Below are 16,698 nucleotides of genomic sequence, written 5' to 3'. Positions count from 1 at the left end.
GCTACTGTAAAAAATGACGAAATGGAAGCACTTGCAATTAATCGCGTGTTTGGCAACAATACCCCGCTTAGCTCAAGTAAGCATTTAACAGGGCATACTCTTGGTGCTGCAGGCGCCATTGAAGCCGGTATATGTTGGTTATTATTAAAAGACAGCGGCCAACATATGCTGCCGTATAACGCGATTAAAGAAGGCAGTGATTTGGCTGATATAAAAATAATAAAACAAGCGTTTAAGCCCGCTCTTAAATACTGCTTATCTAATTCATTTGCGTTTGGCGGTAATAATGCCAGCTTAATATTGGGAGTTAACGTTGACTAATTACCCTATAGAGCAAGTAGTCCCGCATGATGCGCCTATGATTTTAATAGATAGCCTTTTGGCACACAGCGAAGATGAAGCTCAATGCGGCGTTACTATCACTGAGCAAAGCCCTTTTTTTAGTCCTGCAATTAATGGCGTACCTAGTTATATTGGTGTTGAGTACATGGCGCAGTCTATTGCCGCTTACGCTGGTGCGTTAGCGAATGATGAAAATAAACCTGTAAAAATTGGTTTTTTAATTGGCACGCGAAAATATCAAACTTATCAACCGTGTTTTAAAAACGGCAGTAAGCTGACTATTGAAGTGAAAAAGCTATATCAAGAAGAGTCAGGTTTAAGTGTATTTGAATGTCAAATACTCGCGTGTGAAACTCTACTTTGCCAAGCAAAAATTAATGTATTTCAGCCTGAAAACCCGTTGGAATTTATAAGAGAAAATCAATGACAAAAAGAATTTTAGTTACGGGTTCAAGCCGTGGTATTGGTAAAGCTATTGCGTTAAAACTTGCTGAGCAAGGGTTTGATATTGCAGTACATTGCAGAGCGGGTGTTGAGCAAGCTCAAGCAACATGCGATGAAATTAATGCATTAGGTAGAGCTACCAGTTTATTACAATTTGATGTATGCGACAGAGAGCAGGCCAAAGCACAAATAATAGAAGATATAGCTCTGCATGGCGCTTATTATGGCGTGGTGTGTAATGCAGGTATTACTAACGATATGGCATTTCCTGCTATGCAAGGGGAAGACTGGGATTGTGTAATACGTACAGGCCTTGATGGGTTTTATAATGTAGTACACCCAACTGTAATGCCTATGGTACAAAGCCGTAAAGGTGGGCGAATAATTACAATGTCATCGGTGTCAGGTATTGCAGGTAACCGAGGGCAAGTAAATTATAGTGCAGCAAAAGCCGGTATTATTGGGGCCACTAAAGCACTTGCATTAGAATTGGCAAAACGCAAAATCACAGTTAATTGTGTGGCACCTGGTTTAATAGAAACCGCGATGACTGATGAATTACCTATTGATGAAATGATGAAAATGATACCCCTTAAACGCATGGGGAGCGTTAAAGAAGTTGCGGGAACAGTCGCTTTTTTAATGTCTGATGATGCAGCTTACATAACACGCCAAGTGATTTCGGTTAATGGTGGCATGGTTTGATTAAACGCGTTGTTGTAACAGGGATGTCGGTGGTCACTGCATTGGGCGATGATTGGACTGAATTCAAACAAGCCTTAATTAAAGGCGAAAATGCCGTTGTTACTATGCCAGAGTGGGATATAGCTGACGACCTCAATACTCGTTTAGCCGCGCCAGTTAAACACTTTGAGCGACCAAGTCATTACAAACGAAAACAAATCCGTTCAATGGGGCGAGTGTCACTTATGTCAACTCGTGCTACTGAATGCGCACTTGAACAAGCCAAACTACTCGAGCACGAAAGTCTAACAGATGGCTCTACGGGCATAGCGTATGGCTCATCTACTGGCTCTACTGAGCCACTACTCGCCTTTGCAAATATGATGGAAACGGGGTCGATGTCAGGTGTAACAGCCACGAGTTACATTAAAATGATGGCGCATACTGCCCCTGTAAATGTTGGTGTGTTTTTTGGTTTGAAAGGGCGTGTTATAACAACAAGCTCTGCTTGTACATCGGGCTCTCAAGGAATAGGCTTCGCCTATGAAGCGATTAAGTTTGGTCGACAAAAAATAATGGTGGCTGGTGGAGCAGAGGAATTATGCATCACAGAGGCTGCAGTATTTGATACGCTTTATGCAACATCTACAAAAAATGAAACACCAAAACAAACACCAAGACCTTTTGATAAAAATCGCGATGGCTTAGTGATAGGCGAAGGCGCGGGTACACTTATTTTAGAAGAATACGAACATGCAAAAGCGCGCGGAGCAACAATATTAGCTGAGGTGGTTGGTTTTGGTTGTAATTCTGATGGACAGCACGTTACTCAACCAACATCAAAAACAATGCAACTAGCGATAGAAATGGCACTGCAAGATGCCAATTTAGAACCAGAAAAAATTGGTTACGTTAATGCTCATGGTACATCAACAGATAAAGGTGATATTGCCGAGTCTCACGCAACGTATAAAGCATTGGGCAGCAAACCTATTAGCTCGTTAAAAAGTTATTTGGGGCATACATTAGGTGCTTGTGGTGCAATAGAAGCATGGGCAAGCATTAATATGATGGCTGATAACTGGTTTGCACCAACAATTAATTTAGATAACGTTGATGACGAATGTGCTCAGCTTGATTATATAAGGCATCAAGGGCGTGAGATTAATACCGATTACGTGATGAGTAATAACTTTGCGTTTGGTGGTATTAACACCTCTTTAATATTTAAACGCTATAAAGTAGATTAAACACGTTAAAAGATAAGTTATGACTAACTGTTAGCTCATTTTTACTGTATAATTTGCGACCCTTGATAATGTGGCCGTAGGTTATACAGCATGAATTTTAAATCTTTTAGTTTCGCTCCTGAAATCATCCAGGCGTTGGACGAACTTAACTATCACACCCTTACGCCCATTCAGCGCGCAGCAATTCCTGCTGTTCGTAAAGGTAAAGACGTTTTAGCCAGTGCACAAACTGGTACCGGCAAAACTGCCGCGTTTGCTTTACCTATCATCCAAAAATTGGTTGAGTCTGAACTCAGCACAACTAATGCACCTCATGCATTAGTACTTGCTCCAACGCGTGAACTTGCAGAACAAATTGCAAATAATTTTAGAGATTTTGCAAAGCATACATCACTTAAAGTCGTTAGCTTATTTGGTGGTGTTAGCACTGCCGGCCAAGCAAATGCTTTAAAAGAAGGTGTAGATATTGTTGTTGCAACGCCAGGTCGTTTATTTGATCATATTCGTTTAGGTAACTTAAGCCTTGCAAGTGTTAAGCACCTTGTTCTTGATGAAGCTGACCGTATGCTTGATATGGGCTTTATTGAAGATATGCAAAACGTTATTAAAAGCTGTGCAGAAGAGCGCCAGATTTTACTTTTCTCTGCTACATTCCCTGCAGCAATTAAACAATTTGCATCTAAAGTATTGAAACAAGCTGAAATAGTGCGTGTTGATCAAACTAACAGTACAGCAAGTACCGTTGAGCATGTTGTTTACCCAGTTGAAGAACGTCGTAAGCAAGAGCTACTTTCTGAATTGATTGGTAAGAAAAACTGGCAACAAGTGCTTGTCTTCGTAAACATGAAAGAAACAGCTGATGAGCTTGTTAAAGAGCTTAACCTTGATGGTATTCCGGCAGGCGTTTGCCACGGTGATAAATCTCAAGGTAACCGTCGTCGTGCTTTACGTGAATTTAAAGAAGGCAAGGTACGCGTATTAGTGGCTACAGAAGTCGCTGCTCGTGGTATTGATATTGATGGCTTGCCTCGTGTAATTAATATTGATTTACCATGGCTTGCAGAAGATTACGTTCACCGTATTGGCCGTACAGGTCGTGCTGGTCGTCAAGGTCAAGCAATCTCATTTGTTAGCCGTGAAGAAGAAAACACTTTGTTTGAAATTGAAACGCTAATCGGCCAAAAAATCAAACGTGTATATTTAGAAGGTTATGAAGTAAGTAACCGTGAAGTACTCATTGATAAAATTGGTAAAAAACCAGCGCATTTACGCCGTACACGTTCTAACAAGTTATCAGGACAAGCAACCGGTGAAGCGAGAGCAGTAAATCGCTCACGTATTTCAAGCGTTCGTAAAAGCTTAAAAGGCGAAAAACTGTCACTTAAAAAGTCATAGTTAACGCCGTTTAGTTTAAAAAACCTGAGTTTACTCAGGTTTTTTTGTGCCTGGTGATAACACCTCATCAATAATATTTGCGTATACATAAGCCGCTTGCTCGTCCTCTTTATTTGCTATTATGGACAAACCAACCGGTAAACCACTTACTTTTCCGACCGGTAGGGTTATGTGCGTTGTGCCAGCAATAGCAGATAACGAACTACTACTGCCATTAAAATTATCACCATTAACTAAGTCTGTTTTCCAGGCCGGTGATACTGTAGGCGCTATAACAATATCAAGCTTGTTGTTTTTATATACATTAACAATGGCTGTCGTTGCTAAAGTGCGATAGCGTTCTTTAGTCTCCTGGTATTTTTGTTTGTTAGTTAAATCAATAGCCTGCGATTGAACTAGGATGTCTTGCTCAAAGTGGGGCATTTCTGTTTTTTTATTTTGAATATTAAAATTAATAAGTGCTTTTAGGCTTTTAACAGCCACTTGTGTTGGAGTGTTTGCGAGGTAATGATTAATTTCGGCTTTGAAGTCGTAAAGTAAAATATAGTATTCATCAGCAAATAGCGTATCTAAGTTATCAGTAATATCTACATTAATAACAGTGTGTCCAGCCTGTTGTAATGCTTGTAACTGCTTGGCATAAAGGCGCTGCGTTTCAACTGTAAATTTGTCGCTAGGCAGTGCACCAATAATAAGTGACGATTTTGATTTTATATTACCTGTTTTTAATTCAAACCCTGTAGTTGTTGCATCAAGGGAGTCCTCACCTTGCAAAACAGATAAAACCAGCAGCGCATCTTTAAGAGAATGCGCCATCGGCCCTACTGAATCTTGGCTACTTGAAAGAGGCACAACACCTGAGCGTGATACTTGGCCCATACTCGGTTTTATTGCATAAACTCCATTTACTGAGGCTGGGCACGTAATTGAACCGTCTGTTTCAGTCCCTAATGCTATGGGCGCAAAGTTAAGTGCTACCGCAACAGCAGAACCTGCGCTAGAACCACATGGATTACGTGTTACATCGTGCGCATTATGTGTTTGTCCGCCTACGGCACTCCAGCCTGAAGATGAATAGGATGAACGAAAATTTGCCCATTCACTTAAATTAGCTTTACCTAAAATTATAGCGCCTGCATTACGTAGCTGTTTAACAACAAAAGCATCATTATTAGTAACGTTATTTTTAAGTGCTAAAGAGCCAGCCGTTGTGGGAAGTGTGCCTTTAGTTTCTATATTATCTTTAAGAAGTACAGGTATTCCATGTAATGGCCCAGCCCAAGTTCCTTTGACGGCAAGTTCATCTAACGTTTTAGCTTGAGCAATAGCTGTAGGCTCTAAACTAATAACCGCATTATAGTGTGGATTAAGTTTATTAATTCGGTCTATATAATTTTGGGTGAGTTGCTGTGCATTAATAGAATTATTTTTATATGCACTGTGAATTTCATCGATGGTTTTTAGCTCTTGTGCTTTAGCGTTAAAAATTGCTAATACACTAAGCAACGAAAAGGTAAATGTTTTGATCATTGTTGAGGTGCTTGAGGTGTTATTATTTTCTATACATTTAGCACAAAAAAGCCTCACAAAGTGAGGCTTTTCGATAAACGGCTTAAAAAAGAGGTTTAAGCGTTTTCTAACATAGACAGTGCGACCGCTTCAGCCGCTTTAATACCATCAATACCCGCTGATAAAATACCGCCCGCGTAGCCTGCACCTTCGCCTGCAGGGTAAAGCCCTTTGGTGTTAATACTTTGGAATGTTTTATCACGCTTAATACTAATAGGCGACGAAGTACGTGTTTCAACGCCGGTTAGTAAACCGTCGTTAGTTGAAAAGCCACGAATTTGTTTATTAAACGCTGGTATCGCTTCGCGAAGGGCATCAATAGCAAATTGTGGTAACACTTTACTCAAGTCAGTTAGCTTAATACCGGGTGTGTAAGAGGATTGTACTTCACCTAAGTTTTCTGATGATTTACCTTTCAAAAAGTCGCCAATTAACTGGGCTGGTGCATCGTAGTTGCTACCACCAAGCTCATACGCTTGCTCTTCAAGTTTACGTTGTAAGTCTATTCCAGCAAGAGGGTTACCCGGGAAATCTTGCTCTGGAGAAATACCTACCACAATAGCGCTGTTAGCGTTGCGCTCACTTCGTGAATATTGGCTCATACCGTTGGTAACAACGCGGCCCTCTTCAGAGGTTGCAGCGACTACTGTGCCACCTGGGCACATACAAAAGCTGTAAACTGTGCGGCCATTGTCGCAATGATGAACAAGTTTATAATCGGCAGAGCCTAAAATTGGGTTTCCTGCATTTGTACCAAAACGACATTCATCGATCATTGATTGTTTATGTTCGATTCTAAAACCGACTGAGAATGGCTTTGCTTCAACATAAATCCCTTTTTTGTGGATCATATCAAACGTGTCACGTGCGCTGTGACCAACGGCTAATACAACATGGCGAGTGTTTAGTTGCTCGCCATTTGAAAGCGTTAAACCTGTTACTTGCCCGTCGTCTAAATGAATATCGTCAACACGTGTGCTAAAGCGAATTTCGCCGCCTAGTTCTATTATACGAGCGCGCATTTTTTCAATCATGGTGACAAGCTTAAACGTACCAATGTGTGGCTTACTTACGTATAAAATTTCATCGGGTGCGCCTGCTTCTACAAATTCAGTAATGACTTTACGACCGTAATGTTTTGGATCCTTTACTTGGCTGTATAACTTACCGTCTGAGAATGTACCTGCGCCACCTTCACCAAATTGTACATTTGATTCGGTATTAAGTGTGCGTTTACGCCAAAAGCCAAACGTGTCTTTTGTACGTTCACGTACCTCTTTACCGCGCTCTAATATAATGGGATTAAAGCCCATTTGAGCAAGTAATAAGCCTGCAAATAAACCACAAGGGCCAAAACCAATCACGACAGGGCGCTCTGTTATATTTTCGCTGGCTTGGGCTACAAATTTATAGTTTGTGTCTGGCGCTACTTTTACATGTTGGTCTTTTTCAAATGCCGCGAGTAGCTCGGCTTCGTTATCAACTTCTATATCGAGTGTATAAATCAGTAAAATAGCTGATTTTTTACGTGCATCATAACCACGCTTAAACACATTAAAACTGTGCAATTGTTCTGGTTGGATTTTTAGTTTATTTACAATTGCTTGACCAATTGCATCTTCGTCATGATCAAGTGGCAGCTTTATTTCGGTTAAACGTATCATTTATATCTCTTTTAGGTGTCATAGCGGGGTATTATTACCGCTCACAATAAGGGGATGCAGGGCACAACGGGTGTGCAAACATAAGGCGCGTATTTTACGTTAAAATAGGGTGATATGGCACTTATTTATTGTATTTTTGGAGTGGATGGGTATGATCCACAACTGTTGTTTAAAATCTTAGGTATTAAAATAGTATGGCGTTTGTAGTCACCGAAAATTGTATAAAATGTAAGTACACCGATTGCGTATCAGTGTGCCCAGCAGATGCATTTTTTGAAGGCCCTAATTTTTTAGCAATTAGCCCGATTGATTGTATCGATTGTGGTTTATGTGTCCCTGAGTGTTCAGCTGATGCTATATATCAAGAAGATGAATTACCAGAATCTCAAAAAGAGTTTACTGAATTGAATGCTGAACTTGCACTGGTCTGGCCGCGCATTACAGAGGTTAAACCTGCACCAGAGGACGCTGATATATGGAATGGCATAGACGATAAACTTAAACTACTCGAAACATAATACGTAACAATTAGTTACTCCTTTATCATTAAATAGTTAATTTTTTATTTCAAAGTATTAACAAATGTACCTGGATAAATTACAATCCCCAGCTTAAGTTACTCCCTATGAGTAATTACAGTCTAAATGGATGTTTATGCAGTACTTTATAATTATAATAAAAAAGTTTACCTTCCTATTTTTAAGTTTCGTTTTATTACTCTCAAGCCTTGATGTAGCGGCTANCTAGTAAACAGCAAGTATCCTTATCTCGTATTGATTCAAATATCACTATTGATGGTGTTATGGATGAAGCGCACTGGCAAAATGCGACACGTATACCTCTACTCTACCAAGATGAGCCTAACGAAAAAGGCACACCTCCTGTAAAAACTGATGCCTTTATTTACGAAGATGGCACAAACTTATATGTTGCCTTCATTGCAGAGGATCCAAACCCTGAACAAATTCGTGCATCACTTCGTGACCGCGATACGCTATGGGAAGACGACGTAGTCATTCTTGTTATTGATACATTTAATGATGAACGCAGTGGTTATGAATTTCATGTGAATCCCCTTGGTGCACAAGGCGATATAAGAATGACCGATACTGATGGATGGAGCTCAGATACCTCATGGAATGCTATTTGGGATAGCGCGGGACAAATTAACGAGAAAGGTTACATTGTTGAAATGCGTATTCCTTTTAAGGCACTGCGCTTTCCTGAAAATAAAAAAGAGCTAACGTGGGGTTTTTCAGTCATGAGAAACTACCAACGTGATGTTTTATATCAGCTATCAAATATGGGATTTGATAGAAATATAAAATGTAGCCTTTGTCAGTTTGATAAGTTAGTGGGTTTTAGCGATATTGAATCGAGTAAAAATATTCAATTAACCCCTACATTGACAGCACTTCGTAACGATAATAAATCTGAATTACCGGGTAACTGGGATAATGGTGATATAGATACCGAAGTGGGCTTAGATTTGCGCTGGGGTTTAACCAAGGACGCTGTTTTAAATGCGACTATCAACCCAGATTTTTCGCAAGTAGAAACAGACTCTTTAGAGCTCGATGTAAATACAACCTTTTCTATTTATTATGCTGAAAAACGTCCTTTCTTTTTAGATGGAGCTTCTTACTTTAAAAGCAGCTTATTTGAGCTTTTATATACACGTACAATTGCAGAGCCTACTTTAGGTGCAAAATTAACGGGTAAAACGGGTGATCATAGTTATGCGTTAATGCTCGCTGATGACGACAATAGTAATATTTTACTGCCAACGAATCAGGGCTCTGGCTTTGCAAGCTTAAACGAAAAAACGAATGCGGCCGCAGGGCGTTATCAATATGACCTAGGTCAGCAGGGTACTATTGGCCTTTCAAGCACGCACAGAGAAAGTGATGACTATCACAACACTGTATTATCAGTGGATGGTAGCTACTGGTTTAATCAATCGGATACTCTTTTGTATCAAGTATCATCTGCTGATACACGTAACTCTGAATTTTTAATTCAAAATTATAACTTATCTGAAACTCAGTCAGATGAAGCATATGCCCTGGAACTTACCCGCGATAAACGTGATTACAAATTATTTGCATCTTATGAAAATATTGGGCAGGACTACCGCACCGATTTAGGTTATCAAGCTAAAGTTGATTATGAAAAAGTAGGCTTTGGTGGCGGACAAACATGGTACAGAGATGAATCTGATTTACTTACCTCATGGTCATACGAAGCTGACTGGGATAAAACGTGGGCGCAAAACGGCGACTTACTTGAAGAAGAATACGAAGGCTTTTTAAGCTTTAAAGGCCAAAAACAATCTATTTTTGAAATTGGTTTAGTGCACCGTTATGAAAACTTTAATGGCAATTTTTACAATCAAAATATTGGTTATATTTACACAGGGTTCAAACCGACTAAAGATTTAAAGCTCACCTTATATACCGAATATGCAAGCCGTATTGACTATACAAATGAACAGCTTGGTGATGTGTTTAACGCTCAAACACAAGTTATATGGGATATTAACGACCACTGGCAGCTCGATGTAAAGCATAACTACAGTCAATTAGATAACCCGCAAGGGAAGCGGGTTTTTACTGCTAACTTGGTCGATTTTAGACTTCATTATAAATTTAGCATGCGTTCAATTCTTAAATTAATTTTACAATTTGAGGACATTGATAGAGACGAAAACGCCTACTTTTACCAAGTTAGTCAAATCAATAAAGACTATGGCAGCCAGCTTGTTTACTCATATAAAATTAATGCGCAAACACTGTTTTATTTGGGTTACTCAGATAGAGGTTACCAAGACGATTCTCTTAAAAATATTGAGCGAGATCAGCGTACATTTTTTACAAAAGTTAGCTATGCATGGCAGCTTTAAATAAAAATAATAATTGTACCTGCGATAGTTGTTACATTCCTAGGTTGTGTAGCAAGGCATGATTTTGAAGAATAATTTTAGGAAATGGTGTATTGAAGCATCGGGAATGTCAGAAAGGATTAGCAAATACAGATACTAAAGGCTGTGATGGTGTGGCCTAGATTGACGCGGAAGAAAAAACAAAAGAGAGCTTATCGATGGTATGTATTAAATTTTAAACAATTAGAACCTTTTTGTTTATTTTTGTTAATGCCACCTATACTATATATAAAATATAGTTAGTTAATCCGTTATTGTTACAAATTTTTGTTATTCTAATGGCTTAGGATTATATCAATGCTTGCGTAGTACTAAATGCAAGCGATATAATCCGCTTTTGGTAATAGGTTTAATAGGAGAAGCAAAATAGATGGATTTTTTTTATGAGTAAACTTAAACCGCTCGGTTTTATTTTTCTAATCATAATTCTATTTTGTTTTTGTATAAACATAGAGTTAACGAATCAGATTAATCGTATAAATTTATTTAGTACCAGTATTGATATACGTAATTTCGAAATAACGAATACCTCGCTTGATATGGCTCCTTGGTATAATCCGATCTTAAATGGCCATTATATAATTGAGCAGCCCACGGCTGATTTTTTGCTTATTAAAACCACTGACACTCAGTTTGTAGCTGCTGATTCAAGTAAGTTAATTATAATGACACTTGCATCACCTATTAATTTTTTACTTTTATGTATCTTAATATTTGGTTCTGGCCTGTACTTACGCAGAGAGCGTAGAAAGCGCCATTATAAAAATCAAATAGCGGAGCTTAATCTTCAAGCCAATAGCTTACTCACTGCATTTAATTTGCAAGTAAAGCCGGCTGAGAACTCTTTGGGTGTAAGCAGCTTAAGCCAATCAATAAATAGTTTAAATACGCATGTGGCTAATTATGTAAAACAAACTCAAACCAGTATATGCCAAGATAAACTGACGTTATTAATTGACCGCCATGCATATATTGAACATATCGACAGACAAATTAATCATGCTAATCAAGAAGATCTCAAGTGTGCACTCCTGTTTATAGACCTTGATGGTTTTAAACAAGTAAACGATTCGTTTGGTCACAGTTTTGGTGATGAAATATTAGTTCAAGTTGCTAGCCGACTTGCGAATGTTTTACGCCACCATAAATTAAGTAACATAAATAATGCTAACCAATTAGAGCAAAACTTATCAAGGTTAGGAGGGGATGAGTTCTCCATTTTTATAGAATTACTTGATGATAGCGACAGAGTCGTTGAAATTGCTAAGCATGTGCTAAGTGAGCTTGAAAAAGACTTTGTGCTTGGCAATAAAATAGTAAAAATTAGTGCCAGTATTGGTATTGCGGCTTACCCAGAAAGTGCATCAACGCCTCAAGCGCTTTTACAATTAGCCGATGTAGCTATGTATAGAGCTAAAAGTGATGGTAAGGGAATATTTAAAGTTTACTCGCCAGAAATGGGTAACAAAATGCGCCGTTACCATTATTTACTTGAAGAGCTGCGTTTAGCGGTCGCTTGTAAAGATTTTTACTTATCTTTTCAGCCAATTGTGCATGTTGAAGATTGTATGATTGATTATTTTGAAGCGCTTACCCGGTGGGACCACCCAGTTGAGGGTATGATCCCCCCTTCAGAATTTATTCCAATAGCAGAGGAGTCTAATTTAATATTAGAACTTGGCGATTGGATTATGCTTGAATCATGTAGGCAAATGGCTGCATGGCACAATGCAGGTATGCGTAAAGTAAAAATATCAGTAAATGTTTCGGGCATTCAATTAAAGCACCGTGACATTTATGATTGGGTAATGAAGAAGCTCAAAAAAACCGGTTTACCGGCTACGTCTTTAATGCTTGAAATTACAGAATCAACATTCATTAAAGCCAGCCCTAAAATAATTAAAGAGCTAAGTCGATTAAGAGAAGAGGGCATTACTATTGCTATTGATGACTTTGGCACAGGTTTTAGCTCGTTGAGCACATTAGCGGATTTACCAATAGATGTTATTAAAATTGATCGCTCGTTTATAGCTCAAGCTAATAAAAGCCAAAAATATAATGATATATTAAATACAATTAGTGAGCTTGGACAAAAACTTGGCCTTAAAATTGTAGCAGAAGGCGTTGAAGAAATAGGGCAGTTTGAACTTGTTAAAAAAATGGGTGTGAGTTCTGTTCAGGGTTATTTAGTAAGCCGGCCTGAGTCATCAGCTAATGTAGGTAATAAAGTATTACGCAATAACACCAGTAACCTTTCAGCATCGGGTACAAGTGCTTGGGATATAGTTAGTTAGTTAGTTAGTTAGTTAGTTAGTTAGTTAGTTAGTTAGTTAGTTAGTTAGTTAGTTAGTTAGTTAGTTAGTTAGTTAGTTAGTTAGTTAGTTAGTTAGTTAGTTAGTTAGTTAGTTAGTTTACAAATAAAAATGCCACTCTAAATAGAGTGGCATTTTTTGTTTAATCAGTAATTATTGTATTAAAGATCGAATGTGCGAGAAACGGCAAGTACGATACGCTCATCAGCATAATCGTAATCTAAGCTTGTGTTTTCAGCGGCCACTTCAATACCAAACCCTTCATAACTAGTTTGATATGCTAAACGGTAATGGTTGTATGATTTTTTCTCGTTTACGTCCCACGCCCATTTTTGTCCATCAAGCGAGTTTGAAATATCAAAGCTTGCACGTAGTGCATGATTTGGAGCCAGCTCATAGGTGTGTGCAATCATTGAGATTACATGGCCTCCACCTTGACCAAAATAATCCCAGCTGTACCAAAAGTTAAGCTCAGTTTGGCCGTATTCACTTGCATAACCAAACTTAGTGTAAGCTTCAGCGTAGTTACCATCGCTGTTATTACCTTGATAAGTGTAATAAGCAATACCGTAGTCAACGCTAAATTGCTCATTAAGCTGTACATATTTACCTACGTAAGCATCAAGTTCAAAATCAGTGTCGTCACCAAAATCTACATTTGAAGCCCATACACCGGCGTAAACACCGCTATCAAAGGCATAGTCTAAGCTGCCTTGAATTGCAGGGTCGCTATCTGTTTGGCTTACACCATTAAAAGTGTAGTCAGACGCTGCAGTGATTGTTGTTGACCAATCAGCTGCTGCGGTTGTTGATAAAAGTGCAAATGGTAGCGCTACTACAAGTTGTTTTAGTTTTCTATTCATTATTAATCCCTAGTGTACAGTGTCTATTTTTGTGTAATCAATTTTATTTTCTTTTGGTGAGCTATCAATATTAGTTACTGTTTTAAATTTGTTATAGCCAATAAATGCGGCACAAATAAAGAACAAACCAATTACTAATGCACCTACCCATTGAATTTGTAAAAATTCTAATTTAAATAATAGTGTCAATAACGATAGGGCAATAACGTTCATCGCCATGTACTTTGCTTTACCAAAACGTTTTACAGTTAAATTAAGGTTATCTGTATATAATCGCACTAACGAATCAAGTGAGTTAATTACAAATACAATACCTACAAACACCATCGCAAAGTTTTTAATTCCCTGAGTCGAAATGCCTGCTTCGTGGTATTGGTATAGCACGCTAAACCAGATTGCAATTGGAATTGAAGGAAATATTAACATTGCACCAAGTACTTGGTATGTTTTAAGACCCCCGACAAAACGTGATGTAAATTGACCAATCATTATGCTCCACGCAAACCACCAAAATAAATAAAACTCATGATAGTCATTAAGTGGTAAAACAAATTCATTAAGATTAGCGAAATACGTTCCGATTGATCCTAGGTTATCTGTAAATGCTGACATCTCATTGTCGCCCATTGCAAAAGCGCCAACCCACATAAAGGCAATCAATGCTAAAAACAGCCACGTAGTAGAAATACTTAAAATACGAACATATTTAATATCTGTACTCGAGTACACAGCAAAACAAATAGCAGCGAATACGATTAGATAAAACTCAGGAGCTACACTTGAATCATCAGCCAATCCAGGTAAATACCAAGATAAATTGTTCAATAATAAATAAGCGGTGAATGCGCATGTACCAATAATTACAACATTATTGATAAATTTAACCCAAGGAATTTCGAAAAATTTAACTTTAGGTTCTATTACACAGAAATAAAAGCACGTAAGAAAGTAAAATCCCCAGATTAAAAATCCCCAGTAGCCAAACTCAATAGCCAGTGGATTTGCAAACGCGTATTCTGGGCTTGCTTTTATGTCTGCATAACCTGCAAACTCGGTTAAAGGAAACATTATAAGACCTACATCAAGGCCTGACGTAAATAGTATAGCGATAAAAGTAAACGTTTTTACCGGTGTTACACCTACTACGCGAACATTACCCCATTTAAGTAAGATAATAATAACCGCTAGTAAAGTAAAAATGATGCCAGCATTAAGCCAAATAGTCATTGTTACACTCCAGTAATGAATAAAAATAATTCATAAGCACTCCGTATTTTATTGTTTTATTCTCGCATTAACACAACGTAACCTATTTACATCGTGTGCCACTGCAAGGCACGCATTGGTTTAGCCCGACGAGACTAAACCTAAGCATGTGGCTAAAGTTAGATCTCCGTACTACGTTGTGTTTCTTGCCAGTTTTTTGTTATGGCAACATTCACATCCGATTTCTGTAATGGGTCTTTACCTAAAATTATGTCAGCTGCTTTTTCGGCAACCATAATAGTAGGCGCATTCAAGTTTCCGTTAGGAACAGTTGGGAATATAGATGAGTCAACAACACGTAGTCCTTCAATACCATGTACTTGCGTATTTGAGTTAACAACGGCCATATCATCTTCACCCATTTTGCATGAGCAAGAAGGGTGGTAGGCACTTTCTACGGCTTGGCGTACAAAGGCATCTATTTCTTCATCTGTTTGAATATGTTTACCAGGTTGAATTTCTTCATCGCGGTATTCATCAAAGGCACTTTGTTCGATTATGTCGCGTGTTAAGCGAACGCACGCTCTAAAGCCTTCAATATCGTCTTGGTGTTCAAGGTAATTAAATAAAATGGTTGGTGGTTGCTCAGGATTCGCAGAAGCAATAGTCACACTACCGCGACTTTTTGGTTTGTTATGACCAACATGTACCTGAAAACCATGACCTGCAAATGCACTTCTACCATCGTAACGCATAGCCGCTGGTAAAAAGTGATACTGAATATCTGGCCATTCAACACCTGGTTTTGAGCGAATAAACGCACACGATTCAAAATGATTCGTTGCACCTAAACCTGAACGCGTTAATAACCAGCGCGCGCCAATCAAACCTTTTGAAACAATGCCTAGCTTGCCGTTAAGCGTGATAGGTTGCTTACACTTGTATTGAAAGTAAAACTCAAGATGATCTTGTAAGTTTTGACCAACACCAGGTAAATGATGCTGTACTTCAACGCCTGCTTTTTCAAGCGCTTGAGTATCACCAATACCAGAGAGTTGTAAAATATGTGGAGAGCCGATAGGCCCTGCACTTAGTACAACGTCTTTTGCAGCATGTGCAGTTTTAACGTCGCCATTTACTTTGTATTCAATGCCAGTGGCTTTTTTGCCATCTAAAATCACGCGTTGTGCTAGTGCACCTGTAATAATTGTTAAATTACTACGCGATTTAACAGGGTCTAAATACTCACGAGAAGCAGAGCTGCGCACGCCGTCTTTTACGGTCATGTGCATTGGGCCAAAACCCTCTTGCTGCGACGCATTATAATCATCTGTAGAAGCATAACCGGCTTGTACACCTGCTTTGATAAAGGTGCGGTAAAGCGGGTTTTTCATTTCGTTGCCGTTATTAACGCCAAGCGGGCCTTTGCCACCACGGTAAGTATTTTCACCAAGGTAAAAGCTTTCTGCTTTTTGAAAATACGGTAAACATGATTGGTAATCCCAACCGTTTGCACCGTGTTGCTGCCATTCGTCAAAATCTTTTGCGTGGCCACGTACATATACCATGCCATTAATAGATGACGAGCCGCCTAATACTTTGCCTCGAGGACAATGCATCTCACGGTTATCTAAATGAGGCTCAGGCTGCGTATGAAACTGCCATGCGTATTTGTCACTATTCATAGGAATAGATAACGCGGTTGGCATTTTTATAAAAATACTTTTATCGCTACCGCCAGTTTCAAGTAGTAACACGCGGTTACTTGAATCTTCAGATAAGCGGTTTGCTAAAACACAGCCCGCCGAACCCGCGCCAACAATAATATAGTCGTAATGATTACTCATAGTAGGGCGCCTTAAAATGGGCTTTCTATGTCGGCCATACCAACATAAATAGACTTAGTTTGCGTGTATTGATCAAGAGTTTGTATACCATTTTCACGGCCAATACCCGATTGCTTATAACCGCCAACTGGCATTTCAGCAGGTGAGTTACCGTATGCATTAATCCAACAAATACCGGCTT

Annotated in this window: 13 protein-coding genes and 1 pseudogene (1 of these 14 only partly in view); 8 read left to right on the top strand and 6 right to left on the bottom strand. The window is 38.8% G+C overall.

Annotated elements, in window-relative coordinates:
* The 5 genes from L654_RS0115815 to L654_RS0115795 form a co-directional block, all read left to right on the top strand.
* Positions 1-321, top strand: partial view of a beta-ketoacyl-ACP synthase gene (locus L654_RS0115815; RefSeq protein ID WP_024608410.1) — the final stretch only. Its footprint begins 855 nt before the window's first position; 321 of the gene's 1,176 nt are visible here — the last part of the coding sequence; its start codon lies off the left edge, out of view; its stop codon occupies positions 319-321.
* Positions 314-769 carry a hotdog family protein gene (locus L654_RS0115810; protein WP_024608409.1) on the top strand — a complete coding sequence of 152 codons (456 nt, stop codon included), beginning with the start codon at positions 314-316 and terminating at the stop codon, positions 767-769. Before L654_RS0115815 ends, L654_RS0115810 begins: the two co-directional genes overlap by 8 nt.
* Positions 766-1,491: a 3-oxoacyl-ACP reductase FabG gene (fabG, locus tag L654_RS0115805; RefSeq protein WP_024608408.1), complete on the top strand. Its 726-nt coding sequence runs from the start codon at positions 766-768 to the stop codon at positions 1,489-1,491. Before L654_RS0115810 ends, fabG begins: the two co-directional genes overlap by 4 nt.
* A complete protein-coding gene (locus L654_RS0115800) occupies positions 1,491-2,720 on the top strand; it encodes a beta-ketoacyl-ACP synthase (RefSeq protein WP_024608407.1) in 1,230 nt (409 codons plus the stop codon). The genes fabG and L654_RS0115800 overlap by 1 nt, the downstream gene beginning before the upstream one ends.
* A 90-nt stretch (positions 2,721-2,810) precedes the next feature.
* On the top strand, positions 2,811-4,115 hold the full coding sequence (locus L654_RS0115795; protein ID WP_002958629.1) for a DEAD/DEAH box helicase: 1,305 nt from the start codon (positions 2,811-2,813) through the stop codon (positions 4,113-4,115).
* A 30-nt stretch (positions 4,116-4,145) separates the two neighbouring features.
* Here L654_RS0115795 and L654_RS0115790 read toward each other — a convergent pair whose 3' ends face one another.
* Positions 4,146-5,645 (bottom strand): amidase family protein, encoded by a 1,500-nt coding sequence (locus L654_RS0115790; protein ID WP_024608406.1) that lies wholly within the window; start codon positions 5,643-5,645, stop codon positions 4,146-4,148.
* Positions 5,646-5,740: 95 nt separating this feature from the next.
* Positions 5,741-7,348, bottom strand: a complete 1,608-nt coding sequence (locus tag L654_RS0115785; protein ID WP_024608405.1) for an NAD(P)/FAD-dependent oxidoreductase — start codon at positions 7,346-7,348, stop codon at positions 5,741-5,743.
* 194 nt (positions 7,349-7,542) lie between these two features.
* On the opposite strand from L654_RS0115785, the gene fdxA reads away from it, so the two are divergent.
* From fdxA to L654_RS0115770, 3 genes and pseudogenes are all read left to right on the top strand, one after another.
* Positions 7,543-7,866 carry a ferredoxin FdxA gene (gene fdxA, locus L654_RS0115780; RefSeq protein ID WP_007580791.1) on the top strand — a complete coding sequence of 108 codons (324 nt, stop codon included), beginning with the start codon at positions 7,543-7,545 and terminating at the stop codon, positions 7,864-7,866.
* Between the two features lie 136 nt (positions 7,867-8,002).
* Positions 8,003-10,250, top strand: a pseudogene (locus L654_RS01000000126210) (DUF5916 domain-containing protein).
* Positions 10,251-10,672: 422 nt separating this feature from the next.
* Positions 10,673-12,583, top strand: a complete 1,911-nt coding sequence (locus tag L654_RS0115770) for a bifunctional diguanylate cyclase/phosphodiesterase (protein WP_024608404.1) — start codon at positions 10,673-10,675, stop codon at positions 12,581-12,583.
* 179 nt (positions 12,584-12,762) lie between these two features.
* Here the strand turns inward: L654_RS0115770 and L654_RS0115765 are convergent, their stop codons facing one another.
* The 4 genes from L654_RS0115765 to L654_RS1000000127360 form a co-directional block, all read right to left on the bottom strand.
* Positions 12,763-13,464, bottom strand: coding sequence for a TorF family putative porin (locus L654_RS0115765; RefSeq protein ID WP_024608403.1), 702 nt, complete (start codon positions 13,462-13,464; stop codon positions 12,763-12,765).
* Positions 13,465-13,473: 9 nt separating this feature from the next.
* Positions 13,474-14,691, bottom strand: coding sequence for a BCCT family transporter (locus tag L654_RS0115760; protein WP_024608402.1), 1,218 nt, complete (start codon positions 14,689-14,691; stop codon positions 13,474-13,476).
* Between the two features lie 158 nt (positions 14,692-14,849).
* The gene (gene betA, locus L654_RS0115755) at positions 14,850-16,517 is read right to left on the bottom strand and encodes a choline dehydrogenase (RefSeq protein WP_024608401.1); all 1,668 of its coding nucleotides are present in this window, start codon (positions 16,515-16,517) and stop codon (positions 14,850-14,852) included.
* Positions 16,518-16,528: 11 nt separating this feature from the next.
* Positions 16,529-16,698: aldehyde dehydrogenase family protein (locus L654_RS1000000127360; protein ID WP_139016108.1), on the bottom strand; the 170-nt coding region annotated here is incomplete at its 5' end.

The organism is Pseudoalteromonas sp. TAB23 (assembly GCF_000498075.1).
GTDB lineage: Bacteria > Pseudomonadota > Gammaproteobacteria > Enterobacterales > Alteromonadaceae > Pseudoalteromonas > Pseudoalteromonas arctica.
Note: the sequence above shows the minus strand (reverse complement) of the source record. Positions and strands in the feature narration are given on the sequence as shown.